Raw genomic sequence first — 26913 nt, forward strand, 5'->3', positions numbered from 1 at the left:
CAACCTTGGCTGCTGGCGGGTCTGTCACACATTCAGCCTTGATTGCTCAATTGCCTGTGCCGGCCTCTTCGCGGCTAAAGCCGCTCCCACAGGTTTTGCATCGCCTGCAAACCTGGTGATCCCTGTGGGAGCGGCTTTAGCCGCGAAGAGGCCGGCACAGGCAATTGAGCAATCAAGGCTGAATGTGTGACAGACCCGCCAGCAGCCAAGGTTGATCGGCTATGCTTGCGCAGCGCAAGGGACGTGAAACCGGCTCGGGACTCATGGATATCAAGTTCACCAATCGCCTGTCATACAAGCAAGCCCGGTTGACAGTCCTGGTCGGCTTCATCCTGGGAACATTGCTCAGTCTCATCCAGATCGGCATCGATTATGCCAGCGAAGACGCATCCATCAACCGCGAAGTGCGGGCGTTGCTGCAAATCAGCCACAATCCGGCCTCGCGCATCGCCTACAACATCGATTCGGAGCTGGCACTGGAGCTGACCCGCGGCCTGCTGCAATCGCCAGCGGTCATCCGTGCGCGGCTGATCGACAACAACGAAACGGTGCTGGCCGATGTCGAGCGCCCGCGCCTGCAGGACCGCTACCGGCCGCTGAGCGACTTCCTGTTCGGTGAGAAGCGCCAGTTCAAGGAACGCCTGTACCTGACCCACATGCCCGAGGAATACCTCGGCACGCTGTACCTGGACGTCGACACCTACACCTTCGGCAGCCGCTTCCTCGACCGCGCCGGGGTCACCCTGCTCAACGGCTTCGCCCGCAGCCTGGTGCTCACCGGCATCCTCCTGGCGCTGTTCTACATGATGCTGACCAAGCCGCTGGTGACGGTGATCGGCGCCCTCACCGGTCGCGACCCGCGCCAGCCCGGGCAAACCCGGGTGGACTGCCCACCCGGCCACGAACTCGACGAGATCGGCGTGCTAGTCAAGGTCGCCAACCAGCAGTTCGTCAGCATGGCCACCGAGATCCAGCAACGGCGCACCGCGGAAAACCGCCTGACGCAATACCTCAACGAGCTGGAAGACATCGTCTCGGCCCGCACCGAAGAGCTCAAGGCCAGCAACAGCCGCCTCAGCCAGTCCAACCAGGAGCTGGAAGAGGCCCGCCAGCGTGCCCTCGACATGGCCCAGGCGCGGGCGGCCTTCCTGGCCAACATGAGCCACGAGATCCGCACCCCGCTCAATGGCATGCTCGGCATGATCGCCCTGGCCCTGGACAGCCCGCTGGCCGGTGAACAGCGCCAACAGCTGTCGATCGCCCATGACTCGGGCAAGGTGCTGGTGGAATTGCTCAACGATATCCTCGACCTGTCCAAGTTCGATGCCGGGCAGCTGGAGCTGGAACGCATTCCGTTCGACATGGGTGCGATGGTCGAAGACACCGCCAACTTGCTGTCGCAGAACGCTGCGCAGAGCGTCGAGCTGACCTGCCTGATCGCCGACAACTTCCCCAGTTCAGTACTCGGCGACCCTACGCGGGTGCGCCAGGTGGTCAGCAACCTGCTGTCCAACGCCCTCAAGTTCACCCGCTTCGGCCGCGTCGACGTGCGCCTGACAACAATCGTCGGCGGCGTGCGCCTGGAAGTGCGCGACACCGGCATCGGCATCCCCGAAGCGGCCCAGGCGCGGATCTTCCAGCCGTTCACCCAGGCCGGCGCCGGCATCACCCGCCAATACGGCGGCACCGGGCTGGGCCTGGCCCTGACCCGCAACCTGTGCAAGGCCATGCAGGGCCACCTGCACATCCAGTCCGAGCCTGGCTTTGGCAGCCGCTTCAGCGCCGAGCTGCCGCTGACCACCCACACCGGGGCCATTGCGCCAACCGCCCTGCAGGGCAAGGTGGTCGCCCTCAGCGACGCTGGCAGTGGCCTCAGCGAACTGCTGCAAGGCCTGCTGCCGGGCTGGGGGCTGGATTATCAGCGGCATGACAGCAGCAGCGCACTCGACAACAGCATCGACCTGCTGATCACCGACGACCTGGAGCAGCTGTTCCAGCTGCGCCCGGCACTGAAGGCCCCGATCCTGCTGGTGACCGCCTACGGCAACTTCCTGCCCAGCGAGCAATCGACGCAACTGGCGCCACTGCACCAGCTGGCCCGGCCGCTGGCACGCAACGCGCTGTATCAGACTCTGCGCCGCACCTTGCAGGGGCATGCCCCGGAGCACCCGCTGGCCACCCCGCCGCTCACCGCCGCCGACGGCCGCGCGCGCATCCTGCTGGTGGAAGACAATCCGGTCAACCAGCTGGTGGCCAAGGGCATGCTGGCCAAGCTCGGCTGCCAGGTGCAGGTCGCCACCCAAGGCGTCGAGGCCCTGGAATGGCTGGAGCGGGAAGACTTCGACCTGGTGCTGATGGACTGCAACATGCCGGTGATGGATGGCTACGAGGCCAGCCGACGCATTCGCCAGAGCGGGCGCTGGCCGGAGCTGCCGATCGTCGCCCTGACCGCCAACGCCATGCCTGAAGAGCGCGAGCGCTGCCGCGCAGCGGGCATGAGCGACTACCTGGCCAAGCCGTTCCGCCGCGAAGAGCTACTGGCGCTGATCGACCACTGGGTGCCACTCAGCGGCTGAGCAGGCGCTCGATGTCGGCTTCCAGCGCCTGCGGCTTGGTGCTCGGCGCGTAGCGGGTGACCTTGCCGCTGGCCGGGTCGAGCAGGAACTTGGTGAAGTTCCATTTGATCTTCTGCGTGCCCAGCAGGCCAGGGGCGCGCTGCTTGAGCTCGACGAACAGCGGGTGAGCGCCAGGGCCATTGACCTCGATCTTGCGGAACAGCGGGAAACTCACGCCGAAATTGGCTTCGCAGAACTGCGCGATGTCCCGCGCATCGCCCGGTTCCTGCTTGCCGAACTGGTTACAAGGGAAACCCAGCACCACCAGGCCGCGCTCGCGATAGTCCCGCCACAGCTGCTCCAGCCCCTTGTACTGCGGGGTGAAGCCGCACTGGCTGGCGGTGTTGACCACCAGCAGCGCTTTGCCGGCGAAGTCACCGAGCTTTTTCTGCTCGCCGCCCAGGGTCACGCAGGGGATATCCAGCATCGATCCGGCCATATTCAGGCTCCGTGGCGGGGTTTGAAGTCCAGGCACACCGAGTTGATGCAATAACGCAGGCCAGTTGGTGGCGGGCCGTCGGGGAATACATGGCCCAGGTGCGCATCGCACTGGGCGCAGGTGACCTCGGTGCGGATCATGCCGTGGGAAGTGTCGCGGATCTCGACCATCGCGCTTTCCTCGATCGGCGCGTAGAAGCTCGGCCAGCCGCAGCCGGAGTCGAACTTGGTCTGCGAGTCGAACAGCGCCAGGTCACAGCAGATGCAGTGGTACACGCCCGCACGGCGCTCGCTGTTGTACTTGCCGCTGAACGGCCGTTCGGTGCCCTTGAGGCGGCACACCTGATACTGGGCGGGGTCGAGCATTGCGCGCCATTCTTCAAGTGTCTTGTCGATCTTTTGCATGAGTGGACCTCGGCAGGCTGAATTTCACCTCGCGCCGTCTTTTCCGTAACGCGGGTGGCACGTATATTAGTTGGCTTCGTGTGCAAGGCCTCAAGTCTGGCACCCGCGCCTCGCCCTTTCAAACGTTTCGACCGTTTCGAAGAGGGCCGCGGCGCGTATTCTCAATCGGGACCCCATCATGCAGTTCAGCAAATCGAACAAGCTCGCCAATGTCTGCTACGACATTCGCGGCCCGGTGCTCAAGCACGCCAAACGCCTGGAAGAGGAAGGTCACCGCATCCTCAAGCTGAACATCGGCAACCCGGCGCCGTTTGGCTTCGAGGCGCCGGACGAAATCCTCCAGGATGTGATCCGCAACCTGCCCACCGCCCAGGGCTACAGCGACTCCAAAGGCCTGTTCAGCGCGCGCAAGGCAGTGATGCAGTACTGCCAGCAGAAGGAGATCGAAGGCGTCACCATCGAGGACATCTACCTCGGCAACGGTGTCTCCGAGCTGATCGTGATGTCGATGCAGGCGCTGCTGAACAACGGCGACGAAGTGCTGATCCCGGCCCCCGACTACCCGCTGTGGACCGCCGCGGTGAGCCTGGCCGGTGGCAAGCCGGTGCACTACCTGTGCGACGAGCAGGCCGACTGGTTCCCGGACCTGGAAGACATCAAGGCCAAGATCACCCCGAACACCAAGGCCCTGGTGATCATCAACCCGAACAACCCGACCGGCGCGGTGTACTCCAAGGAACTGCTGCTGGGCATGCTGGAACTGGCCCGTCAGCACAACCTGGTGGTGTTCTCCGACGAGATCTACGACAAGATCCTCTACGACGAAGCCGTGCACATCAGCACCGCCTCGCTGGCCCCGGACCTGCTGTGCCTGACCTTCAACGGCCTGTCCAAGTCGTACCGGGTGGCCGGCTTCCGTTCCGGCTGGCTGATCATCTCCGGGCCCAAGCACCACGCCCAGAGCTACATCGAAGGCATCGACATGCTGGCCAACATGCGCCTGTGCGCCAACGTGCCAGCCCAGCATGCCATCCAGACCGCCCTGGGCGGCTACCAGAGCATCAACGACCTGGTGCTGCCGCCGGGCCGCCTGCTGGAGCAGCGCAACCGCACCTACGAGCTGCTCAACGACATCCCGGGCGTCAGCTGCGTGAAGCCGATGGGCGCGCTGTATGCATTCCCGCGGATCGACCCGAAGGTCTGCCCGATCCTCAACGACGAGAAGTTCGCCCTCGACCTGCTGTTGTCGGAAAAGCTGCTGATCGTTCAGGGCACGGCGTTCAACTGGCCGTGGCCGGACCACTTCCGCGTGGTGACCTTGCCGCGGGTGGACGACCTTGAAGCGGCGATTGGCCGGATTGGTAACTTCCTGCGGACTTATTCGCAGTAAGTGATGGCCTGAGGGGGCTGCCTTGCAGCCCTTTCGCGACACAAGGCCGCTCCTACAGGAAGTACGCGCTCTCCTGTAGGAGCGGCCTTGTGTCGCGAAAGGGGCGCAAAGCGCCCCCGACAATCTCGCAGGATGTTTCTTACATCCTGCAACGCTCTATCTCACAGCCCGCGCAAAATCCTCTGCCATACTCCGCCGTACACAGTTTGAAATAGTCGCCCGATTGAATCGCCGCCGCATGGGCCTTATATACCCCGCAGTAAGCGACAACTCATCCGTCAGGAGAACGTAACAACCATGATGCGCATTCTGTTGTTTGTAGCCACCAACCTTGCGGTGGTGCTGGTTGCAAGCATTACCCTGAGCCTGTTCGGCTTCAACGGGTTCATGGCCGCCAACGGGGTTGACCTCAACCTCAGCAGCCTGCTGGTCTTCTGCGCCGTGTTCGGCTTCGCTGGCTCCCTGGTCTCGCTGTTCATCTCCAAGTGGATGGCGAAGATGACCACCGGCACCCAGATCATCAGCCAGCCGCGCACCCGCCACGAGCAGTGGCTGCTGCAAACGGTCGAAGAGCTGTCCCGCGAAGCGGGCATCAAGATGCCGGAGGTGGGTATTTTCCCGGCCTACGAGGCCAATGCCTTCGCCACTGGCTGGAACCGCAACGACGCACTGGTAGCCGTATCCCAGGGCCTGCTGGAGCGCTTCTCGCCCGATGAAGTGCGCGCCGTGCTGGCCCACGAAATCGGCCACGTGGCCAACGGTGACATGGTCACCCTGGCACTGGTGCAGGGCGTGGTGAACACCTTCGTGATGTTCTTCGCCCGCATCATCGGCAACTTCGTCGACAAGGTGATCTTCAAGAACGAAGAAGGCCAAGGCATCGCCTACTACGTGGCGACCATCGTCGCCGAGCTGATCCTCGGCATCCTCGCCAGCATGATCGTCATGTGGTTCTCGCGCCGCCGCGAGTACCGCGCCGACGAAGCCGGCGCGCAACTGGCCGGTACCGCTGCGATGATCGGCGCCCTGCAGCGCCTGCGCGTGGAGCAAGGCCTGCCGGTGCACATGCCCGACACCATGAAGGCCTTCGGCATCAATGGCGGCCTCAAGCACGGCCTGGCCGGCCTGCTGATGAGCCACCCGCCGCTGGAAGACCGCATCGAGGCCCTGCGCCGCCGCGGTTGATCCAACCGGTAAAGAAAAGGGCGACTTCGGTCGCCCTTTTTCGTCATCGCTCAGAACTGCAAGCGATAGGCCCGCTCGATCAGGCTCTTCACCCCGGCTTGCAGGAACTTCGGGCTCTCCCCGATCACGTCCTGCTCCTCAAGCGTTTCCACCTGCCATCCGGCAAACCCACGCCGCACTTCATCATCTGCCACCGAAAACGGCGGCCCGGCCAGCAGTTCCTGCTGATAGTCCAAGGTCACCAGCAGTCCGGCACCTGCCGGCAACACCTGCGAAAGCAAACCCATGTATTGCCCGCGCATTTCAGGCGGCAGGGCAATCAGTGCGGCGCGATCATAGAGCGCCACACAATCCGCCACATCCTCCGCACGCAATGCGAAGAAGTCGCCACACCAAAGCTCCACATCACCATTGCGCCAGACTTCGAAGGCACCCTGCTGCGTCACTTGCGGCTCCAGCCCATGCTCTCGGAAGAACGCCTCCACCGCCCGCCGCGACAACTCGACCCCCAACACCCGGTACCCCTGCCCCGCCAGCCAGGCCAGGTCCAGGCTCTTGCCACACAGCGGCACCAGCACGCGGCTGCCCGGCGCCAGCTGCAACTGTGGCCAATACTGTTGCAGATAAGGGTTCACCTGCGCTTGATGAAAACCGATCTGGTTGTCGGCCCACCGCTGCTGCCAGAACGCTGGCTCCATGATCACTCCCGATTTTTAGATGGTTTGTCGGCAAAACTTGGTTTGGATTTCGATCGGTAGTTGATCGAAGATGATTGCATCTTAACCTTCAGGACCCCGCCATGCTGCCCAGCCTGTTCATTTCCCACGGTTCTCCCATGCTTGCCCTGCAACCCGGCGCCAGCGGGCCGGCATTGGCCGGGCTGGCCAACGCCCTGCCACGGCCGAAAGTGATCGTGGTGGTGTCGGCGCACTGGGAAAGCCGCGAGCTGCTGGTAACCAGCGGCGCGCAGCCAGAGACCTGGCACGACTTCTACGGTTTCCCGCCGGCACTGTACGCGGTGCAGTACCCCGCGCCGGGCGAGCCAGCACTGGCCAGCCAGGTCAACCAGCTGTTGAACGCCGCAGGCCTGCCAGCACGCCTGGATGCGCAGCGGCCATTCGACCATGGCGCCTGGGTGCCGCTGTCGTTGATGTACCCGGATGCGAGCATTCCGGTGATTCAGGTTTCGTTGCCCAGCCAGATGGGGCCAGGGTTACAGGTCAAGGTTGGCCAGGCGCTGGCTGGGTTGCGTGCTGAAGGCGTTTTGCTGGTGGGCTCCGGCAGCATCACGCACAACCTGGGTGAGCTGGACTGGCATGCCGGGCCGGGTGTGATCGAGCCCTGGGCCCTGGCGTTCCGGGACTGGGTGGTGGAGCGGCTGAAGGCAGATGACCAGGCGGCGCTGCTGGACTACCGGAAACAGGCGCCGTTTGCAGCGCGTAACCATCCCAGTGATGAGCATCTGCTGCCGCTGTTCTTTGCCCTTGGGGCGGGAGACAGGTTCGGGATCGTGCACCAGGGGTTCACCCTGGGGGCGCTGGGGATGGACATCTACCGATTCGACTGAAAGGCCCTATCGCCATGGCTGAGCTCACGCACATCCCGATGCGTGGGCAGATTCGGGTTTTGTTTACGTGCCTGGGGCGGAACCTTCATACGAACGCGGCGACCATGCTCGCCATGACGCTCGATTGGATCGAAAACCTGCCCTGACAGTGCGCTACACCAGGGTTTCCGGGCACGGGCGTTCTATGAGACAATTTCGTGATCTAGAAATTATACGGTTTCTCCCAAGGAGCAAGTGGGGAATGGATAATTCAGGCATTTTCAAACTATATCTTGTAGCATTATTCCCTGGCTTTTTTGCTTACCACCTGCTTCACAGCTTAGGGTATCTGCCTTACCTTGGATGGTTTGGGGCGCTACTTACAGCAGGCTCTATTTCCATGCTGCTGTCCTCCGCCTACCACACCATTCGGCAACCCAACATAAATAAAAACCATTTCCTCATCACTTCAACCGTATATTCATTTTTTGCTTACTGTTTGATTTTGATCGCTTGGAATCACCTGATCACATTTGAAACATACATATCAGCTGACGGGCTAGTATGGAACCTGACAAATATCATATTGATGCTTGGATTCTTCCTGATCGGCAACCGACTGAACCCCAAAATAACAAAACCGACCGGACTTTTAATAGGACTTTCTTACATCCTATTCGCAGCCGGGACCTACTATTTCTACAACACCTTCAATTATACAATTGTCCTTCCCGTGCCTGAAGGCGCTGACCCTGAAAGCGTCGCTTCGTATCAGAGCATGGCCATGTGCGTACTGTATATGACATTGACGCTATCCGTATTCATATCCTCGCGCGCAATCAAGACGGCATCAATGCTTGCATCCACCGTCATCCTTTACTACATCGGATCCAGAACAGAATTTTACCTAATTCTGTCGATAGCACCATTTTATATATACATCAATTATGGTAAGAAATGGCTTATCGGGTCCGCACTTGCCCTCCCGCTACCCATCATAATCGCCGCAAGCACCTTCGAACTTAACGACAGGTTTGCTGACACCATAAACCAATTCAATGAAGACAGCCCAAGATCCCTGCTGCTTTCGAGAGGCCTGCAGGGCATTTACGACTCCCCATTTTTTGGTGACTATCTAGGACAGGCAAGAGACGGAAGCTCAGTAGGAGAGTACATACACAACATCCTTTCCGTGTACCAGCAATTCGGAATAGTCGCACTGGTAATATACGCCCTTCTACTGGTCACCTCGCTCTACATAGGGCTAAAGCTTATTGCGTACGCCAAAACATACAGAAATGTCGAAGCCCTGATATACACATCCATCATCAGTATTATTGGCGTCATGGCTTCCAAGGCGCTTGCATGGCCACTCCCTGCAATGGCATGGGGGATGGCCACGAACATAGTTATCAACTACAGGCTCATGGCTAAAGACAATGTAAGCGCTCCATGAACCCCACATTCGCAGCGCCTACCTGACGCCCGACACTGCGCTCCGAATTGACACGGAGCCTGCTTACCATTGCGTGCCTGGGGCAACCCTCTCATATGAACGTGGCGATCATGCACGCCATACCGCCCGACCGCCTCCACGACCAGGTTCTTGCGAGCCGGCGTCAGCCAGTGACAAATGCCCCGCCATCAGCGACGCTCAGCCCAGGTGAATCAGGGTCTTGAAGCAATTCATCACCCACCGCGCACACCGCTTGAGACCCGTTCCAATGATCGCCCTCGTGTCAATCGCAGCCTTACCGAACAAGGATTTGAGGATCGGCTCCCGGTCGCTTGTGCACTTCAGTCACGCCGCTGCGCGCCCGCAACTGATCGACGGCCAGACCTTGAGCACAGATTTTTGCGCACTGGCGCCCCATTCAATAGAGATACTCTGAGTGAAGGCGCCTGAGCCTGGAGAGCGTCGAGGAAACTTGGGGCGATTCAAGCAATTGCAGCTGAATGGGCAAAAAAAATCCGATACCAGAGAGCTGGTATCGGATTTTCTGGAAAGCCCGCCTAGGTTCAAAGGCTTAAGTAAAACAGCATTACGACCTAGGCTGAGGTTTTTCTCATGCCAGGATCAATCCTCGCGGTAGCGACGCAGCTTCAGCTGCTTGCCAGCGACACGCGTGTCCTTGAGCTTGGTCAGCAGACGCTCCAGGCCATCTTCCGGCAGCTCGATCAGGCTGAAGCTGTCGCGCACCTGGATGCGGCCGATGGCGTCACGGGCCAGGCCACCTTCGTTGAGGATCGCGCCCAGCAGGTTCTTGGCAGCGATGCCATCACGGGCACCCAGGGCGGTACGGCAACGCACACGGCCTTCGGCCAGCGGCATTGGCGCACGACGTTCGCGGTCACCACCACGGTCGCCACGATCGCCACGCTCACTGCGCTCACCACGCTCGGTACGCTCACCACGTGGAGCGAAGCTCGGCACCAGCGGCTGCTCGCGCTCTACCGCGGCCAGATCCAGCGCCTGGCCATTGGTCGCCTTGCGCAGCAGGGCCGAAGCCAGGGCACGTGCGCTGCAGCCGAGGTCGGCGGTCAGGCGGTCAAACAGCTCGCCATGGGTGGCCTCTGCTTCGGCAACCAGCGGCGCCAGGCTATTGGTCAGCTTCTTGATGCGGGCGTCCAGTACAGCCTGGGCGTTCGGCAGTCGGGCTTCGGCAACTTTCTGCCCGGTCACGCGCTCGATCACCTGCAGCATGCGGCGCTCACGCGGGGTGACCAGCAGCAGCGCACGGCCATCACGACCGGCACGGCCGGTACGGCCAATACGGTGCACGTAGGATTCCGGGTCGTACGGCATGTCGACGTTGAACACGTGAGTGATGCGCGGTACGTCCAGACCACGGGCAGCGACGTCGGTGGCGACGACGATGTCCAGGCGGCCATCCTTCAGCGAGTCGATCACGCGCTCACGCTGGTTCTGGGCGATGTCACCGTTCAGTGCAGCAGCCTTGTAGCCCTTGGCTTCCAGCGCGGCGGCCAGGTCCAGGGTGGCTTGCTTGGTACGCACGAAGGCGATCAGCGCGTCGAACTCTTCGACTTCCAGCAGACGCAGAACAGCCGGGATCTTCTGGTCGGCGTGGACCATCAGGTGGGCCTGCTCGATCGCGGTAACGGTCTGGGTCTTGCTCTGGATCTTGACGTGCTTGGGCTCGCGCAGGTGGCGTTCGGCGATCGAGCGGATCGACGACGGCAGGGTTGCGGAGAACAGTACGGTCTGGCGGCTGGCCGGGATGGCATCGAAGATCACTTCGAGGTCGTCCATGAAGCCCAGCTTGAGCATTTCGTCGGCTTCGTCCAGTACCAGGTACTGCACGGTCGACAGGACTTTCTCGTCACGACGCAGGTGGTCGCACAGACGGCCCGGGGTAGCGACGACGATTTGCGCGCCGTTGCGAATGGCACGCAGCTGTGGGCCCATCGGGGCACCACCGTAGACGGCCACTACATTAACGCCTGGCATCTGCTTGGCGTAGGTTTCGAAAGCAGTAGCTACTTGCAGCGCCAACTCACGGGTTGGCGCCAGGATCAGGGCTTGCGGTTCGCGCTTGCTCACATCGATCTTGTTGAGGATCGGCAGGGCGAAGGCAGCGGTCTTGCCGGTGCCAGTCTGCGCCTGGCCGATCATGTCGTGACCGGCGAGGATGATCGGGATCGATTGTTGCTGAATGGCGGACGGCTCTTCGTAGCCGGTAGCCAGAACGGCAGCAACAATGTTCGGATTAAGATCGAGAGCGGCGAAGCCGCCGGTTTCCTGGGTCATGGGTCTGCCTCTAAGTGCATCCGCAAAGACCCATGCTGCAAAGCTGCACATGCCTTGAAAGACCGGAACGGTCACCCAGGCAGCTTTGTCGGCGGGGATTTGCGAAAACGATTGAAAAAGAAAACTTTGGGAAGGTCCGCCTAGCGGACGTGCAGCCGAAGCTGGACTCGGAGGATTTGCACCACCTGATTTTGAGGTCCGCTAAAAGACCGGCGCGTACTATACCCGAAATAATAGTGGGGAGTGAGTAAATTTTTCTGGCCGATTAGCCAGTATCGGGCCATCAGCCTTGGCCTGCTGAATCGATTCCTTCTGATGGTTCCGAGTTGCCCTTTTCGCGGGCTCGCCCGCTCCCACAGGTACCGCGCAGATCCTGAGGGCAGCGGTATTCCTGTGGGAGCGGGCAAGCCCGCGAAGCAGGCGACGCGGTCTTCAGGTAGCCGGCCGAATCTCGCGAATCAGCCCTTCAAGGCTATACCCCAAACGTGGCGCCAGGGCCTCGGCCCGCGCCCGCAGGCCGTCGAGGTCCAGGTGCTGGTCCAGGTCCGCCGGTACCAGCAGGATCACATTGCCCTCCTTCACCGGCAGCTCCCAGTAATGCCGGTGGTACAACCCGCGCAACAGCGCCGCGCCCAGCGGCTTGCCGTCGTCATTGGCCCACTGGTTGATCACCAGCCAGCCACCCGGGTTGAGTTTCTTCTGGCAGTTCTCGAGGAACTTCCACGCCAGGTGCCCGACACCCGGCCCGTAGTCGGTATAAAGGTCGACGAACAGCAGGTCGGCCTGCTCTGCCGTGGGCAGCAACTCCAGGGCGTCGCCAATGCGCACGTACAGCCGCGGGTCATCGTCCAGCCCCATGTATTCCATGGCCAGGCGCGGCACGTCCGCGCGCAGCTCGATGGCCTCGATGTCTTCCAGCGGCAGGAACTTCATGCAGGCCTGGGTCAGGGTGCCGGCGCCCAGGCCGAGAAACAGCGCACTTTCCGGCTGCTCATGGCACAGCGCGCCGACCAGCATGGCGCGGGTGTAGTCGTACTCCAGCCAGCTGGGGTCGGCGGTGAACACGCAGCTCTGCTCGATGGCATCGCCAAACTCGAGGAAGCGGTAATCCTCCACCTCGTACACGCTGATGACGCCAAAGGCATCCTCGACCCGGGCCAACAGCTTTTCTTCCCGCTCCGTCGCCATCTACCTGCCACCCGCCCGCGCAAAAACGCGCATTGTCCGTCAACGCCCCGGATGCAACAAGCTCGGCGCCGCTGTTACCATGGCAGGCAGCCTATAACAGATAAAACCGAGCCCGTGATGAACCGACCGTGGAGCCCCGACAGCTGGCGTGCCCTGCCGATCCAGCAGCAACCGACCTACCCCGACGCCGCGCACCTGCTCAAGGTCGAGCAGACCCTGGCCAGCTACCCGCCGCTGGTGTTCGCCGGCGAGGCCCGCGAGCTGCGCCGGCAGTTCGCCGAGGTCACCGAGGGCCGTGCCTTCCTGCTGCAGGGCGGCGACTGCGCCGAGAGCTTCGCCGAGTTCTCGGCAGCGAAAATCCGCGACACCTTCAAGGTGCTGCTGCAGATGGCCATCGTCATGACCTTCGCTGCCGGCTGCCCGGTGGTAAAGGTCGGGCGCATGGCCGGCCAGTTCGCCAAGCCGCGCTCCTCGGGCGATGAAACCATCGGCAACGTCACCCTCCCGGCCTACCGCGGCGACATCGTCAACGGCATCGGCTTCGACGAAAAGAGCCGCGTGCCGGACCCGGAGCGCCTGCTGCAGGCCTACCACCAGGCCACCGCCAGCCTCAACCTGCTGCGCGCCTTCGCCCAGGGCGGTTTCGCCGACCTGCACCAGGTGCACAAGTGGAACCTCGACTTCATCGCCAACTCGGCGCTGGCCGACAAGTACCACCAGTTGGCCAACCGCATCGACGAAACCCTGGCCTTCATGCGCGCCTGCGGCCTGGACAGCGCGCCACAACTGCGCGAGACCAGTTTCTTCACCGCCCACGAGGCGCTGCTGCTCAACTATGAAGAAGCCTTCGTGCGCCAGGACAGCCTGACCGGCGACTACTACGACTGCTCGGCGCACATGCTGTGGATCGGCGACCGCACCCGCCAGCTCGACGGCGCCCATGTCGAATTCCTGCGCGGCGTGCACAACCCGATCGGGGTCAAGGTCGGCCCGAGCATGAACCCCGAAGAGCTGATCCGCCTGATCGACACGCTCAACCCGGCCAACGACCCCGGCCGCCTCAACCTGATCGTGCGCATGGGCGCCGGCAAGGTCGGCGCGCACCTGCCAGGGCTGATCCGCACCGTCGAGCGCGAGGGGCGCAAGGTGCTGTGGAGCTCCGACCCGATGCACGGCAACACCATCAAGGCCAGCAGCGGCTACAAGACCCGCGACTTCGCGCAGATCCTCGACGAGGTGAAGCAGTTCTTCCAGGTGCACCAGGCCGAGGGCAGCCATGCGGGCGGTATCCATATCGAGATGACCGGGCAGAACGTCACCGAGTGCATCGGCGGCGCCCGGCCGATCACCGAGGATGCCCTGTCCGACCGCTACCACACCCACTGCGACCCGCGGATGAACGCCGACCAGTCGCTGGAACTGGCCTTCCTGATCGCCGAAACCCTCAAGCAGGTGCGGCGCTGAGCAGGGCCTGACGCAACTGGCTGCCTTCTGCCCGAGGGCAGTTCAGTTGCACCCGTTCCAGGCCCAGCCACCGGGCCATGCGCAGCAGATTGCCCGCCAGGGCCTGATAGCCCTCTGCGTCCAACGGTAGCGATTCCGCATGCACGGCATGCACCGCCAGTTGCCCCTGGGCGCGCACGGCGCGCAGGTCCAGGCGCGCGGCGATGCGCTCGCGGTGCAGGAAAGGCAGCACGTAGTAGCCGTATACCCGCTTGTGCGCCGGGGTGTAGATCTCCAGGCGGTAGTGGAAATCGAACAGCCGCTCGGTGCGGTTGCGCTCCCAGACCAGCGAATCGAACGGCGACAACAGCGCGCTGGCGTCGATACGCCGAGGGATGCGTGGGGTGCCGGCACAGTAGGCGAGCGATTTCCAGCCTTGCACCTCGACCGGCTGCAGGCGGCCATCGGCAACCAGCTCGTGCAGCGCCGCCCTGCCCTGGCCGGGCTCGAGGCGGAAGTAGTCGCGCAAGTCGCGCTCGGTGGCCACGCCCAAGGCCATGGCGGCATGCAGCATCAGGCCTTGATGGGCTTCGGCTTCGCTCGGCAACGGCTGCTCCAGCACCGCCTTGGGCAGGACCTTTTCCGGTACGTCATAAAGCCGTTCGAAGCCGCGCCGCCCCGCCACCGTCACTTCACCGGCGGCGAACAGCCATTCCAGCGCGTGCTTTTCTTCGCTCCAGTCCCACCACGGGCCGGCCCGCTCCTGCCGGGTGGACAAGCTGCCAGCGCCCAACGCACCCTGTTCACGCACGGCGGCCAGTACGCGGGCAATCACGTCCTGGCGTTCGCGGCCGAACTGCGCGAGCTGGCGGTAGATACCGCGGCCATCGGCGGCATGGGCCATGCGCCAGCGCAGCAGCGGGTAGAGGTTCAGGGGCAACAGCGAGGCTTCGTGCCCCCAGTATTCGAACAGCTGGCGCTGGCGGCCACGGCCCCAGGCGAGTTGGTCGAGCATTTCCGGCGGGTAGTCGCCGAGGCGGGAGAACAGCGGCAGGTAATGGGAGCGGACCACCGCGTTGACCGAGTCGATCTGCACGACGCCCAGGCGTTGCAGCATGCGTTTCAGTGCGGGCAGGGTCGGGGATGATTCAGGCTGCTTGCCGAATCCCTGGGCTGACAGGGCCAGGCGTCGGGCCTGGTTGATGGACAACTTGAGCGGCAAGCCTGACCTCCTTTTATTGTCTGTTCCGGCCTCTTCGCGGGCACGCCCGCTCCCACAGGGATCGCACATAACCTGTGGGAGCGGGCGTGCCCGCGAAGAGGCCCTTACAGGTTTAGCCTATTTGCGCAACGGATCATCCCAGAAATGCCGCTCGGCCTCTTGCTGGATATCCGCCCGGCTCAAGCCCAGGTCATGCAAGGTCGCATCACTCAGGCTGGCCAGTTCCTGGCGCTGGCGGTACAGCTGCAGCCACCGGGCCGGGCGGTCCAGGGCCACATGCCACAGGTGGTTCAAGGAAAAGGCAGGTTGCTGGATGCTGCTGACATGACCTTTCATCGTGAAGCCCTCCGTGTTGATGGCTCCAGTCTCTGCCCAGGCATAAGATCAATCCAACGAATGTTTCTGATGCCATGCATCTCGGAGATTGATGCAATGTCCCAGTACCAGAGCCTCGATGCCGACGTGCTGCGCACCTTCGTCGCCATCGCCGAGCAAGGCGGCTTCACCCGCGCCGGCGAAGTGGTCAACCGCACCCAGTCGGCGGTGAGCATGCAGATGAAACGCCTGGAAGAAGACATCCTGCAGCGCCAGCTGTTCGAGCGCGACGGCCGTCAGGTCCGGCTCACCGCCGAGGGCCAGGTGCTGCTTGGCTATGCCCGGCGCATCCTCAAGCTGCATGGTGAAGTGTTCAACACCCTGCGCATGCCGCACATGGTCGGGTTGGTGCGCATCGGCACGCCAGATGACTACGCCATGCGCTTTCTGCCGACCATCCTCTCAAGCTTTGCCCAGGCCTACCCGCTGGTGCAGGTGGAGGTGCATTGCGACTCGTCCAAGCAACTGATGCTGCGCCAGGACCTGGACCTGACCATCGTCACCCGCGAGCCGGGCAACGAGGTTGGCCAGCTGCTGCGCCAGGAGCGCCTGGTATGGGCGGCGGCTGAAGGCTTCTGCCCGCAGGAGCAGCGGCCAATGCCGCTGGCGCTGTTCAACACCGACTGCTTCTGCCGCGCCTGGACCTGCAACGCCCTGGAGGCCCAGGGCATCGACTACCGCATCGCCTACACCAGCCCCAGCCTGGCGGCGATCTTTGCCATCGTCACTGCGGGGCTGGCGGTGACGGCGCAATTGCAGAGCCTGGTCGGTGGCAACATCCGCATTCTCGGCGAGAACGAAGGCTTGCCACAGTTGCCGGTGGCCAACGTGATGCTGCTGCGCAACAGCCAGGGCCAGTCGCCGATCACCGACTGCATGGCCGATTACATCGTCGAAGGGTTCATGTGACGCTTACAGCTCGAAACCCAGCATCACCGCGCACACCACCAGGAACACACAAAACATCGCCCGCAATACTTTCTCTGGCAGGGCATGAGCCAGCTTCACCCCCCAGCTGATGCTCAGCAGCCCACCGACCGCCAACGGAATGCCCACGCTCCAGTCAACGCTGTGGTGCACCCCATAGGTCACCAGGGTCACCAAGGTACTCGGCGCCGCCAGCGCCAGCGACAGCCCCTGCGCTACCACCTGAGTGGTGCCGAACACACTGGTCAGGATCGGCGTGGCCACCACAGCCCCACCCACGCCGAACAAGCCACCCATGGTCCCGGCAAAACTGCCCAGCACACCCAGCCACGGCCAGGCATAGCGCAGCTCGGCACTGGGCGGCGAGACCTTGAGGAACATCCGCGCCACGTTCCAGATCGCCAGCGCCATCAGGAAGCCGACGAAGCCCAGGCGCATCGCGTGGGCGTCGATGCCCACCGCCCAGATCGACCCGAGCCAGGCGAACAGGAAGCTGCACAGCGACAGCGGCACGGCATGGCGCAGCTCGATGCGGTTGCGCTGGTGATAGCGCCACAGCGCCAGCAGCACGTTCGGCACCACCATCACCAAGGCGGTGCCCTGAGCCAACTGCTGATCAAGGCCGAACAGCACGCCCAATGCCGGGATGGCGATCAGGCCGCCGCCAATACCGAACAACCCACCCATGGTGCCCAGGCCGGCACCCAGCACGATATACAACAACCACTCGATCATCAGGGCCTCATCTGCCTGCACGTTGAATGCGAGCATGCTAACGACTGTGCTCTAGCGGGGAAACGCACAGCAACGCACAATGGCTGTGCGCTTCTCGCACAAGCAGAGTGACCATGAGCCCTGATACCCTGACTGACCAGCTGAGCCTGTTTCTCGATGTGCTGGAGAGCGGCAGTTTTTCCGCCGCCGCCCGTCGCCATCCGCTGACCCCGTCCGCCGTAGCCCGGCGCATCGACAATCTGGAAAGCGCCGTGGGCAGCCGCCTGTTCACCCGCAGCACCCATGCCGTACGCGCCACCCCGGCGGGCAACGCCTTCGCCGAGCGCGCCCGGCGCATCATCGAGGAACTGCGCCTGGCCCGCGCCGAGGCGGTATCGCTGAGCAATGCCCCGGAGGGCCTGATCCGCATCGACGCCCCGGCCGCCTTCGGCCGCCGTCACCTGGCGCCGGCAATCGCCGACTTCCTGGTGGCCTACCCAGGCCTGGATGTGCAATTGCGCTTGATCGACAGCTTCGTCGACCTGCAGGGCAGCCATCTGGGCGAGGTCGACCTGGTACTGCGCGCCGGCCCCCTGGCCGACACCCGCCTGGTCGCCACCAAGCTGGCGCACATGGTGCGCATCGCCTGCGCCAGCCCTGCCTACCTGGCCAGCCGCGGCATGCCCAGCTGCCCCAGCGAACTGCCCAACCACGACGGCCTCGACTGGGACGGCCTGGCACCGCCGTTCGCCTGGCGCTTCGCGGTCGACGGGCAAATGCGCCTGTACCGCCCGGCGCGCATGCGCATGGCTGCCAACAACGCCGAGACCCTTTTGTTCGGCGCCCTCGCCGGCCTTGGCATCGCCCACCTGCCGACCTGGCTGATCAGCGATTACCTGCTGCGCGGCGAACTGCTGCCGCTGTTCTGCGACAACGGCCTGCCCGAAGCCGAAACCAGTGGCATTTATGCACTGCGCCTTGAACATGAAACGAACTCTCGCAGCCGTTTGCTGCTCGAATTCCTCAAGAGCCGCTTCAGCCCGGTTCCCCCCTGGGACCTGGCGCTGCGCAGTGAACTGCGCTGGCAGTAAGCGCCCCAACCTTCAGCGTGCTAGATTTCTCCATTGATGACATCCAAGGACCTGCATGAACGCCAACACCCAAGCCTCCTGTGACGAGCTGCTGCTGGACAACCAGGTCTGCTTTGCCCTGCATTCCACCTCGTTGCTGATGACCAAGGTCTACAAGCCCCTGCTGCAAGCGCTGGGCCTGACCTACCCGCAGTACCTGGCCATGCTCGTGCTGTGGGAGCAGGACGGCCTGACCGTAGGCGAAATCAGCCAGCACCTGCTGACCGACCCTGGCTCGCTCACGCCCCTGCTCAAGCGCCTGGAAAGCGAAGGCCTGCTGCAGCGCAACCGCAGCCGCGAGGATGAGCGGGTGGTGCTGGTGCAACTGACCGACAAGGGCCGCGCCTTGCAGCAGCAGGCCCGGGAAGTGCCGCAGTGCATCCTCAAGGCCAGCGGCCGCAGCCTCGAACGCCTGCAACAGCTGCAGGCCGACCTGCTGGAGCTGCGCGACAGTCTGCAAAAAAACCTCTGACGGCTACGCTGTGTGATGCCCGTTCGGATGAGCGGTGAAGATTTATCTTGCGCGCTAACTAATTGCGCGCTAACTTAAATCCCGTACCCACCCGACGCCACCTGATCACCAGGGGCGCACAGCACACTAGCGAGGCTCAAGATGCAAAAGGTCACTCCGCTGTACATCGCAGAAGCCACCTCCACCGGCGGTCGCGACGGCAAATCCCGCTCCAGCGACGGCAAGCTGGAAGTCAAGCTGAGCACCCCCAAGGAACTCGGCGGCGCCGGTGGTGACGGCACCAACCCTGAGCAGATGTTCGCCGCCGGCTACTCGGCCTGCTTCATCGGCGCCCTGAAGTTCGTGGCCGGCCAGGAGAAGAAAGCCCTGCCTGCGGATGCCTCGATCACCGCCAACGTCGGTATCGGCCAGATCCCCGGTGGTTTCGGCCTGGACATCGACCTGCACATCAACTTGCCAGGCCTGGCCCAGGCCGATGCCGAAGGGCTGGTGGAAAAGGCCCACAAGGTCTGCCCTTACTCCAACGCCACCCGCGGCAATGTGGATGTGCGTTTGCATGTGACCGTGTAAATCACAGGCATAAAAAAACCCGGCCAAGGCCGGGTTTTTGCGTTTCGCAAGAAGGATTACTTCTTGGAGCGGCCTTTGAAGCTGTTGTCGCGAGTGTCGATGTCGATCCACTCGTCGATCTGGATGAAGTCGGCAACCGAGATCTCGGTACCGTTCTTCAGCTTGGCAGGCTTCATGACCTTGCCCGAGGTGTCGCCGCGAGCAGCGTTCTCGGTGTAGACAACCTGACGGCTGATGGTGGTCGGCAGTTCAACCGATACCAGACGGCCTTCGAAGAACACGGCTTCGCAGACGTCTTCCATGCCTTCTTCGATGTACGGCAGAACGGCTTCGATGTCCTCGGCGTTCAGCTCGTACATGGTGTAGTCGGTGGTGTCCATGAAGGTGTATTCGTCACCGTTGATGAACGACAGGGTCGCTTCTTTGCGATCCAGGATCACGTCGTCCAGCTTGTCGTCTGCACCGTAGACGGTTTCGGTCTTGTAGCCGGTCAGCAGGTTTTTCAGCTTGGTCTTCATGATCGCGCTGTTGCGACCCGACTTGGTGAACTCGGCTTTCTGAACCAGCCACGGGTCGTTGTCGATCCGCAGTACGGTACCGGGTTTCAGTTCTTTACCAGTTTTCATTACGAAGTATCCGAATCTGGATGGATTTATAAAAATCGAGGCCGCATATCATAGCCAATTTCGGTAAAACTGTACCAGCGCCTTGGCAAGGTCCGGCCGAGCGGCCTGACTCACTGCCCAATCAGCGGCGTGCTGCTGCAGTTCCGCCCAGTGTTTGCGGGCGCCTTGCCAGGCCGCGTGCATGTCGCGGTCCATGTTCCAGGCACGCCACAAGGCCATCAGCGCCTCGTCGGCAGCGTCCGACAAGCCCTGTCGGTAATGCGCGAGGAAGGCTTCGAGCTTTTCCCAGTGGGCATTTTCGTCCTGTACATAGATGTGCCACAGCATCGGCCGGCCGGCCCACTGGGCGCGCACGAACGAATCTTCCCCCCGCACCGCGTTGAAATCGCAACTCCACAGCAGGCGGTCATAATCGTCCTGGCTGACGAACGGCAGGATCTGCACCGTCAACGTGCCGCGCTGGTGCACATCGCCGGGCTGCAACTGTTGCTCACCCAGCCAGGCGCCCAGGTCGCCGAGAATACGCCCTTGCGGGACCAGCAGGTGAACCGGCTCGGCATCTTCGGCCAGCGCATCGAGCCAACCGCCCAGTTGGCCGTTTTCGTAGGCGAACAGCGACATCAACAGTGCGCCAGGCTGCACTTGCACGCCCAGGCCCTGGAGGAATTTCGCACGCGCTTCGGCCGACTGTTCGAAGGCCTGCCGGTGCGGCAGCAGGCTGGCCTCGCGCAACAGCCCGCCGGTCTTGTCGGTAAAGCCCGGGAAGAAGAACACCTTGCGCAGGCCATTGGGTTGTGGCGATGGCAAGCCGTGGCAGCCTTCGACCCAGTCCTCGGCGCTGAGGTATTCGAGGTTCAGCCACAGCACCGGCGCCGTGCGTGCGCGCATCGCTTCGACATAAGCTGCCGGCAACTGGCAGGCAAACGCTCCGATCACCACGTCGGCAGGCTCTGCGGGCTGCCACTCGGCAGGCCACAGGCGCACGTCGACGCCTTGCTGCCACTGCTGCGCGGCACTGGCATCGGCACCGGGGCACAGCGGCACGAAGGCATTCAGGTCGTCCACCCACAGGCGCACCGCCAAGTCGTGCTCGGCCACCAGCTGCCGGGCCAGACGCCAGGTCACACCGATATCGCCATAGTTGTCGACGACGCTGCAAAAAATGTCCCAGGTGGTTTTCATGTGCCTCGCCCTGCGCAAAAACTGCGAATTCTGCGGATAAATTGTCGCCGACAAAAGCACCACACGGAAAAAAGCGCCGGCGCCATGCGACAATGGCACCCTCGCCCGCCCTGCCAGGAGGCCGTCATGCCCCGCCACCGTGAACTGAAGATCACCCTCAAACCACTGCAACTGATTTTCTGCGTGGCCTTTGGCCTGTGGCTCGGCGCCGTGGCGATCGCCCTGAGCCTGTGGCTGGCCCTGCAACTCTGGCCCGAACAGGTGCAGCCCGTGGCCCAGGCCGTGGCACCGGCCTACAGCAAACCGGCACCGGCGACTGCGCCCGCTCAGCCGGTGGACGCGCAAAGCGAGATGTTCGAGCGCTACAAGGACATCCTGCACAAGCAGGAAGTGCAGCAGGCCGCCGAGGCCGCCCAAGGCAATCCGCGCAACCTCAACAGCCCCAAGTGCCAGTTCTGGCTTTCGCAGAACCGCACCGCGCCTACCGACAAGAGCCAGGCCAACGTACTGGAGTTCTGCTACTGACCATGGACAAGGCCACCCTGCTCGCGCGCATCGTCGCGGCCCTGGAAACCGACATGGAGGTGTTGCGCCGTGCGGCCCAGACCGCCTACGAGGCAGCTACTGCCGAAGAGAACATCGCCGAGAACAAGTACGACACCCTGGGGCTGGAAGCGTCGTACCTGGCCACCGGGCAGGCGCGACGCACGGCTGAAATCCGCCAGGCGCTGCTGACTTACCAGCAGTTGCTGTTGCGCGAGTATGACCCGGCTCGCGGGGTGCTGGTGAGCAATCTGGTGACTTTGGAGGATGAGGATGGCGGGCAGCGCTTGCTGCTCCTTGGGCCTGAGGCTGCGGGGTTGAAAATAGGCGAGGGAGATGAGCTGGTGACCGTGATCACCCCGCGTTCGCCATTGGGGCAGCAGCTGGTGGGCAAGAAGATTGATGACGAGGTGAAGCTTGGGACCCAGCTTTTCTACATCGTCGATGTTGCCTGACCTGGCCTCTTCGCGGGCACGCCCGCTCCCACAGGATAAGCACAAGATCTGAAAGCTGTGCAGTACCTGTGGGAGCGGGCGTGCCCGCGAAGAGGCCAGCACAAGCAATCCATTTCTAAGCCCCTGAGAGCGCATCAAACCGCCCCGCCAACCCCCGTTCGGCAAACTGCTCCACCACAAAGTCGATGAACGCCCGGGTCTTGCCCGGCAACAGCTTGTGCTCGGCGTAATACAAGCTGATATGCCCATCATCCACATACCAGTCCGGCAACACCCGCTGCAGCTGCCCGGCCTCCAGGTAAGGCACGGCAAACGGCAGGCTGACCAAGGCAATCCCCAACCCCTGCTGCGCCACCGCACACGCCGCATCCGAATCGCTCATGGTCATCGCCTGACGCAACTGCAAAGGCTGCTGCTCCTGCCAACGACTGGTCAAGGGCCAGGAACGTACCCGCCCGGTCTGTGGGGAACGGATCAAAATCCCGTCGTGGCGTTGCAGCACCTCAGGGCTGTTGATAGCGGCATGCCGGTTCAAGTACGCAGGTGCCGCCACCAGCACCCGATGCGCGGGGGTCAGCTTGCGCGCCACGACGCCCAGCGGCAGCTCGAAACCACCGCCAATGGCCGCATCGAAGCCCTGGCCGATCAGGTCGACCTGGCGATTGTCGAAATGCCAGTCCGGGGTGATTGCCGGGTAGCGGCGCAAAAATTCACCCAGCAGCGGCAGCACGTAGAGGCGGCCGAACACGGTGCCCATGCTCACCCGCAGCAGCCCGGCCGGCTGGCCCTCGGCGCTGGCCAGGTTGGCCACGGCGTACTGGATGGTGCGGAAGCTGTCGCTCACCTCGCCCAGAAATCGCTGCCCGGCTTCGGTCAAAGTCAGCTTTCGCGTACTACGCTGGAACAGCCGCACCCCGAGGCGCGCCTCCAGTTGGGCAACGTGCTTGCCCACTGCCGCCGGGGTGATGCTCAGGCGCCGGGCCGCCTCGGCGAAACTGCCCACCTCGGCGCTTCGGATGAAGCACTCAAGGGCGTTGAATGATTCCATGGCCATCGATTACCAACCATAGGTTTACTCTGCTGATAGTGATTGCCATCTTATCAGCAGGTAATCATCGGTCGATACTGCGTCCATCCAAGGCATCCGGCCTTGCTTCCAGCAGGAGATCAGCATGTCCAAGCAACTTACCCTCGAAGGCAAAGTCGCCTTCGTCCAAGGCGGCTCGCGCGGTATCGGCGCGGCCATCGTGCGGCGCCTGGCCCGTGAAGGTGCACAGGTAGCCTTCACCTACGTCAGCTCTGCCGGCCCGGCCGAAGCGCTGGCCGAAGAGGTCAAGGCCGCTGGCGGCCAAGCCCTGGCCCTGCGCGCCGACAGCGCCGACGCCGCCGCGCTGCAACTGGCAATAGACGACACCGTGAAGGCGTTCGGCCGCCTCGATATCCTGGTCAACAATGCCGGCGTGCTGGCGGTTGCGCCGCTGGCCGAGTTCGACCTGGCGGACTTCGACCGCACCCTCGCGGTCAACGTGCGCAGCGTGTTCGTCGCCAGCCAGGCCGCTGCCCGCTACATGGGCCAGGGTGGGCGCATCATCAACATCGGCAGCACCAATGCCGAACGCATGCCGTTTGCCGGGGGCGCCCCGTATGCCATGAGCAAGTCAGCGCTGGTCGGCCTGACCAAGGGCATGGCCCGTGACCTGGGGCCGCAGGGGATTACCGTGAACAATGTGCAGCCAGGGCCGGTGGATACCGACATGAACCCGGCCAGTGGCGAGTTTGCCGAAAGCCTGATTCCGCTGATGGCCATCGGGCGGTATGGGCAGGCGGACGAGATTGCCAGCTTCGTGGCCTATCTTGCGGGGCCTGAGGCGGGTTACATCACCGGGGCCAGCTTGTTGGCCGACGGTGGGTTTGCCGCCTGATTTCAGCCTGCACCGGCCTCTTCGCGGCGTTTCGGCGCGAAAAGGCCGATGCAGGTCAACCACTGACTGTCAGGCTCTGCTCCATGACCTCGAGAAACGCCCGCGCCGCCGGTGTCGGGCTCTGCGCCCAAACGGCATACAGGTGACGCACTGGTGCATCCACCAGCCGCGCCACAGCCACTCCCTGAAACCCCTGGGCCACCCGCTCCGGCACCAAGCCGACCGCCATGCCCCGCTGCACGAACTTTTCCACCAGGCGAATATGCCCGATCTCGAATTGCACTCGCCTTACCAGCCCCGCCGCCTGAAACGCCTCGTCCGTCTGGCGCCGCGCGCCGGTACCCTCAGGAAAATCCACCAGCACCTGATCCGCCAGGTCTGCCAGAGCCAGCTGCGCCCTGCCCGCCTGCACATGCCCCGGCGGCAACACGGCCACCAGCTCTTCCCGTGCCAGCAAGCGATGCTGCACCCCTTGCAGCACCTCGCCCTGCCACAAACCGATGAAACCGACATCCAGCCGCCGCTCGCAGACATCGGCAATCAACAGTTCGCTTTTTGCGGTGAGCCAACGCACGTCCACATCCGGGAAACGGCCATGAAACACTGCCAGCACATCGACCAGGTCCAGCGCTGTCAGCGAACTGATTTCGCCAATCGACAAGCGCCCACGGACCTGGCCGCACGCCGCCGCCACGTCATCGGCAATGCGCCTGGCGGCCTCCACGGCAGGCCGGGCACTGAGCACGAACGCCTCACCGGCAGGCGTCAGCCGTACCCGCCGCGAACTACGCTCGAACAGGCTGACCCCCAGCTGCGCCTCCAACCTTGCCACCTGGTGGCTGAGGGCCGACTGCACCACATGGCAACGCTCGGCGGCACGGGTGAAACTGCAGGTGTCGGCCACGGCCAAGGCATATTCGAGCTGCTTGAGGTTCATCGATCTATCTGCCTTCAAGATGGATAAGCTGAAAACTATACATTGGCGTCATTCAAGACACTTCCAGATACTTATTGCCACTTACTGCCCGCGACGAGATTGCCCATGAAATCCCCCACCCTGAGCCGCGCCCTGATCCTGCTGATGGCCACCGCCACCGGCCTGGCCGTGGCCAGCAACTACTACGCCCAACCGCTGCTGCACAGCATCGCCCAACAGTTCGGCCTGAGTACCGCCAGCGCCGGCAGCATCGTCATCGCCGCGCAACTGAGCTATGGCGCCGGCCTGCTGCTGCTGGCGCCGCTGGGCGACCTGTTCGAGCAGCGCCGGCTGATCGTGGTGATGACGGCCATCTCCACCCTGGGCCTGGTCATCAGCGCCTGCGCCCCGAGCCTGCCCTGGTTGCTGCTCGGCACCGCGCTCACCGGCCTGTTTTCGGTGGTGGCGCAGATCCTCGTGCCGATGGCCGCCACCCTGAGCGAGCCGCATCAGCGCGGTCGCGCGGTGGGCACCTTGATGAGCGGGCTGCTGCTGGGCATCCTGCTGGCGCGTACCGCAGCCGGTTTCATGGCCGAGCTGGGCGGCTGGCGCAGCATCTATGTGCTGGCCGCCGTGCTGATGGCGCTCGCGGCACTGGCGCTGTACCGCAACCTGCCCGAACACCACAGCCATGCCGGCCTGAAATACCCGGCACTGATCGGCTCGGTGTTCCGACTGTTCATCGAAGAACCGGTGCTGCGCCTGCGCTCACTGCTTGGCCTGCTGGCGTTCAGCCTGTTCGCATTGTTCTGGACACCACTGGCATTCCTGCTGGCACGCGAGCCCTACCACTACTCCGACGCCGTCATCGGGCTGTTCGGCCTGGCCGGTGCGGCCGGTGCACTGGCGGCCAACTGGGCCGGGCGCCTGGCCGACCGCGGCAAAGGCTCGCTGGGCACCACGGTTGGCCTGGTGGCCCTGCTATTGTCGTGGATCCCGCTGGGCTTCGCCGAAAGCTCGCTGCTGGCCTTGCTGGCAGGCGTCCTGGTACTCGATTTGGCCGTGCAACTGGTGCACGTGAGCAACCAGAATGCGGTGATCGCCTTGCGACCTGAAGCACGTACGCGACTGAATGCCGGCTACATCACCTGTTACTTCATCGGCGGTGCGCTAGGCTCGTTGCTGGGCACGCAGCTGTTCCAGCGGCAAGGGTGGATGGGCATCGTGGTGGCAGGCCTGGTGATCGGCACGCTGGCCCTGGTGGTATGGGGCCTGGCGCAGCGCAAGGCCGCTGCGCAGCTAGCCTGAAGCCATAATTGAGGGCGACAAACTGGCACATGACCCTCCGTCGCCTGGGCGTTGACTTGCCTGCCCCGGCGGCGCTCAGTAGGCGTTGGTCAAGGACCTTTCACTGACAGGATGAATCAATGACAAGACTCACGGTGCAATCCGGCGACTTCTTGCAAGGTGAAGGCGAGTTTCGCAATGGATCGCTCACACTCAAGACCCCGCGCAGCCCTTCACCCGGCGAACGCATTTCACTGGCCCGTATCGCTGACCTGCGCCTGGCCAGCCTGGAGTCCAGCCGCAGCCTGGGTACCGCCCTCGGCTGGGGTGTGGCCGGGGCACTGGTGGCCGGCCCGGTGGGCCTGCTGGCCGGGCTCTGGCTGGGCGGCAAAGAGGAAGAAGCCACCTTCCTGGCCACCTTCAAGGATGGCCGCAAGCTGATGGCCATCACCGACGGCAAGACCTGGTCGAAGATCGACGACACCTGGCGCCAGCATCGCCGCCCGGCACCTGCCGATTGAGCCCCAGCGGGGCCTGGGGCTGCTAAGATAGCGGCCCTTTTTTCGCCTGTTCCGGCCTCTTCGCGGGCAAGC

Annotated in this window: 26 protein-coding genes and 2 pseudogenes; 16 read left to right on the forward strand and 12 right to left on the reverse strand. The window is 63.3% G+C overall.

Translation table 11 applies throughout. The features are described 5' to 3' along the window. Both J7573_RS21080 and J7573_RS21085 read left to right on the forward strand, forming a co-directional pair. Positions 1–190 (forward strand): annotated as a pseudogene (locus J7573_RS21080) (hypothetical protein); the annotation flags it as partial. A gap of 31 nt (positions 191–221) precedes the next feature. Then, positions 222–2576 (forward strand): response regulator, encoded by a 2355-nt coding sequence (locus J7573_RS21085; protein ID WP_294340025.1) that lies wholly within the window; start codon positions 222–224, stop codon positions 2574–2576. On the opposite strand, the gene J7573_RS21090 is transcribed toward J7573_RS21085, so the two are convergent. After that, the gene (locus J7573_RS21090) at positions 2566–3054 is read right to left on the reverse strand and encodes a glutathione peroxidase (RefSeq protein ID WP_294340027.1); all 489 of its coding nucleotides are present in this window, start codon (positions 3052–3054) and stop codon (positions 2566–2568) included. The genes J7573_RS21085 and J7573_RS21090 overlap by 11 nt on opposite strands. Positions 3055–3056: 2 nt before the next feature. Further along, positions 3057–3458, reverse strand: coding sequence for a peptide-methionine (R)-S-oxide reductase MsrB (gene msrB / locus J7573_RS21095; RefSeq protein ID WP_294340029.1), 402 nt, complete (start codon positions 3456–3458; stop codon positions 3057–3059). A gap of 178 nt (positions 3459–3636) precedes the next feature. Between msrB and J7573_RS21100 the strand changes: the two genes are divergently transcribed. Together J7573_RS21100 and htpX are read left to right on the forward strand one after the other, a co-directional pair. After that, positions 3637–4848: a pyridoxal phosphate-dependent aminotransferase gene (locus J7573_RS21100; RefSeq protein ID WP_012313392.1), complete on the forward strand. Its 1212-nt coding sequence runs from the start codon at positions 3637–3639 to the stop codon at positions 4846–4848. A gap of 297 nt (positions 4849–5145) precedes the next feature. Beyond that, positions 5146–6033 (forward strand): protease HtpX, encoded by an 888-nt coding sequence (gene htpX, locus J7573_RS21105; protein ID WP_003259721.1) that lies wholly within the window; start codon positions 5146–5148, stop codon positions 6031–6033. Between the two features lie 50 nt (positions 6034–6083). Here htpX and J7573_RS21110 read toward each other — a convergent pair whose 3' ends face one another. Beyond that, complete coding sequence (locus J7573_RS21110) at positions 6084–6731, reverse strand: thiopurine S-methyltransferase (RefSeq protein ID WP_294340042.1); 648 nt, start codon at positions 6729–6731, stop codon at positions 6084–6086. A 101-nt stretch (positions 6732–6832) separates the two neighbouring features. Between J7573_RS21110 and J7573_RS21115 the strand changes: the two genes are divergently transcribed. Both J7573_RS21115 and J7573_RS21120 read left to right on the forward strand, forming a co-directional pair. Further along, a complete protein-coding gene (locus J7573_RS21115) occupies positions 6833–7600 on the forward strand; it encodes a class III extradiol ring-cleavage dioxygenase (RefSeq protein ID WP_294340044.1) in 768 nt (255 codons plus the stop codon). A gap of 241 nt (positions 7601–7841) precedes the next feature. Then, positions 7842–9035 (forward strand): hypothetical protein, encoded by a 1194-nt coding sequence (locus tag J7573_RS21120; protein WP_294340046.1) that lies wholly within the window; start codon positions 7842–7844, stop codon positions 9033–9035. Positions 9036–9656: 621 nt separating this feature from the next. Here the strand turns inward: J7573_RS21120 and J7573_RS21125 are convergent. Further along, positions 9657–11382: pseudogene (locus J7573_RS21125) on the reverse strand (DEAD/DEAH box helicase). Between the two features lie 398 nt (positions 11383–11780). Further along, positions 11781–12536, reverse strand: a complete 756-nt coding sequence (locus tag J7573_RS21130) for a spermidine synthase (RefSeq protein WP_294340049.1) — start codon at positions 12534–12536, stop codon at positions 11781–11783. A 117-nt stretch (positions 12537–12653) separates the two neighbouring features. Between J7573_RS21130 and J7573_RS21135 the strand changes: the two genes are divergently transcribed. Next, a complete protein-coding gene (locus J7573_RS21135; RefSeq protein ID WP_079227016.1) occupies positions 12654–14000 on the forward strand; it encodes a class II 3-deoxy-7-phosphoheptulonate synthase in 1347 nt (448 codons plus the stop codon). Here J7573_RS21135 and J7573_RS21140 read toward each other — a convergent pair. Both J7573_RS21140 and J7573_RS21145 read right to left on the reverse strand, forming a co-directional pair. Next, a complete protein-coding gene (locus tag J7573_RS21140; RefSeq protein ID WP_294340052.1) occupies positions 13981–15201 on the reverse strand; it encodes a crosslink repair DNA glycosylase YcaQ family protein in 1221 nt (406 codons plus the stop codon). The genes J7573_RS21135 and J7573_RS21140 overlap by 20 nt on opposite strands. 117 nt (positions 15202–15318) lie before the next feature. Continuing rightward, positions 15319–15537, reverse strand: coding sequence for a DUF1127 domain-containing protein (locus J7573_RS21145; RefSeq protein ID WP_027919490.1), 219 nt, complete (start codon positions 15535–15537; stop codon positions 15319–15321). Between the two features lie 96 nt (positions 15538–15633). Here J7573_RS21145 and J7573_RS21150 point away from each other — a divergent pair, with 96 nt between their 5' ends. Next, positions 15634–16485, forward strand: coding sequence for a LysR substrate-binding domain-containing protein (locus J7573_RS21150; RefSeq protein WP_294340054.1), 852 nt, complete (start codon positions 15634–15636; stop codon positions 16483–16485). Positions 16486–16488: 3 nt separating this feature from the next. Here J7573_RS21150 and J7573_RS21155 read toward each other — a convergent pair whose 3' ends face one another. Next, a complete protein-coding gene (locus J7573_RS21155; RefSeq protein ID WP_294340174.1) occupies positions 16489–17238 on the reverse strand; it encodes a sulfite exporter TauE/SafE family protein in 750 nt (249 codons plus the stop codon). A 113-nt stretch (positions 17239–17351) separates the two neighbouring features. Between J7573_RS21155 and J7573_RS21160 the strand changes: the two genes are divergently transcribed. The 3 genes from J7573_RS21160 (at position 17352) to J7573_RS21170 (ending at position 19389) form a co-directional block, all read left to right on the forward strand. After that, a complete protein-coding gene (locus tag J7573_RS21160) occupies positions 17352–18308 on the forward strand; it encodes a LysR family transcriptional regulator (protein ID WP_294340056.1) in 957 nt (318 codons plus the stop codon). A gap of 55 nt (positions 18309–18363) precedes the next feature. Then, positions 18364–18819, forward strand: coding sequence for a MarR family transcriptional regulator (locus tag J7573_RS21165; protein ID WP_027919493.1), 456 nt, complete (start codon positions 18364–18366; stop codon positions 18817–18819). 141 nt (positions 18820–18960) lie between these two features. Next, entirely contained in the window at positions 18961–19389 is a 429-nt protein-coding gene (locus tag J7573_RS21170; protein WP_027596038.1) for an organic hydroperoxide resistance protein, read from the forward strand. 56 nt (positions 19390–19445) lie between these two features. On the opposite strand, the gene efp is transcribed toward J7573_RS21170, so the two are convergent. Beyond that, positions 19446–20015 (reverse strand): elongation factor P, encoded by a 570-nt coding sequence (gene efp / locus J7573_RS21175; RefSeq protein ID WP_013971530.1) that lies wholly within the window; start codon positions 20013–20015, stop codon positions 19446–19448. Positions 20016–20063: 48 nt separating this feature from the next. Continuing rightward, entirely contained in the window at positions 20064–21197 is a 1134-nt protein-coding gene (earP, locus tag J7573_RS21180) for an elongation factor P maturation arginine rhamnosyltransferase EarP (RefSeq protein WP_294340061.1), read from the reverse strand. A gap of 126 nt (positions 21198–21323) precedes the next feature. Here earP and J7573_RS21185 point away from each other — a divergent pair, with 126 nt between their 5' ends. Further along, the gene (locus J7573_RS21185) at positions 21324–21722 is read left to right on the forward strand and encodes a hypothetical protein (RefSeq protein ID WP_294340063.1); all 399 of its coding nucleotides are present in this window, start codon (positions 21324–21326) and stop codon (positions 21720–21722) included. A 2-nt stretch (positions 21723–21724) separates the two neighbouring features. Continuing rightward, on the forward strand, positions 21725–22195 hold the full coding sequence (locus J7573_RS21190; protein WP_294340064.1) for a transcription elongation factor GreAB: 471 nt from the start codon (positions 21725–21727) through the stop codon (positions 22193–22195). Between the two features lie 115 nt (positions 22196–22310). Here the strand turns inward: J7573_RS21190 and J7573_RS21195 are convergent, their stop codons facing one another. Continuing rightward, positions 22311–23249, reverse strand: a complete 939-nt coding sequence (locus J7573_RS21195) for a LysR family transcriptional regulator (RefSeq protein ID WP_294340066.1) — start codon at positions 23247–23249, stop codon at positions 22311–22313. A 118-nt stretch (positions 23250–23367) separates the two neighbouring features. Here J7573_RS21195 and J7573_RS21200 point away from each other — a divergent pair, with 118 nt between their 5' ends. Continuing rightward, a complete protein-coding gene (locus tag J7573_RS21200; protein ID WP_159409360.1) occupies positions 23368–24117 on the forward strand; it encodes a 3-oxoacyl-ACP reductase family protein in 750 nt (249 codons plus the stop codon). A gap of 55 nt (positions 24118–24172) precedes the next feature. On the opposite strand, the gene J7573_RS21205 is transcribed toward J7573_RS21200, so the two are convergent. After that, entirely contained in the window at positions 24173–25054 is an 882-nt protein-coding gene (locus tag J7573_RS21205) for a LysR family transcriptional regulator (RefSeq protein WP_294340068.1), read from the reverse strand. A gap of 105 nt (positions 25055–25159) precedes the next feature. Here J7573_RS21205 and J7573_RS21210 point away from each other — a divergent pair, with 105 nt between their 5' ends. Together J7573_RS21210 and J7573_RS21215 are read left to right on the forward strand one after the other, a co-directional pair. Next, a complete protein-coding gene (locus J7573_RS21210) occupies positions 25160–26341 on the forward strand; it encodes an MFS transporter (RefSeq protein WP_294340069.1) in 1182 nt (393 codons plus the stop codon). A 119-nt stretch (positions 26342–26460) separates the two neighbouring features. Beyond that, positions 26461–26841 (forward strand): hypothetical protein, encoded by a 381-nt coding sequence (locus tag J7573_RS21215; RefSeq protein ID WP_060483775.1) that lies wholly within the window; start codon positions 26461–26463, stop codon positions 26839–26841. The last annotated feature ends 72 nt before the right edge of the window (positions 26842–26913 follow it).

Origin of the sequence: Pseudomonas sp., assembly GCF_017744435.1 — a bacterium.
GTDB lineage: Bacteria > Pseudomonadota > Gammaproteobacteria > Pseudomonadales > Pseudomonadaceae > Aquipseudomonas.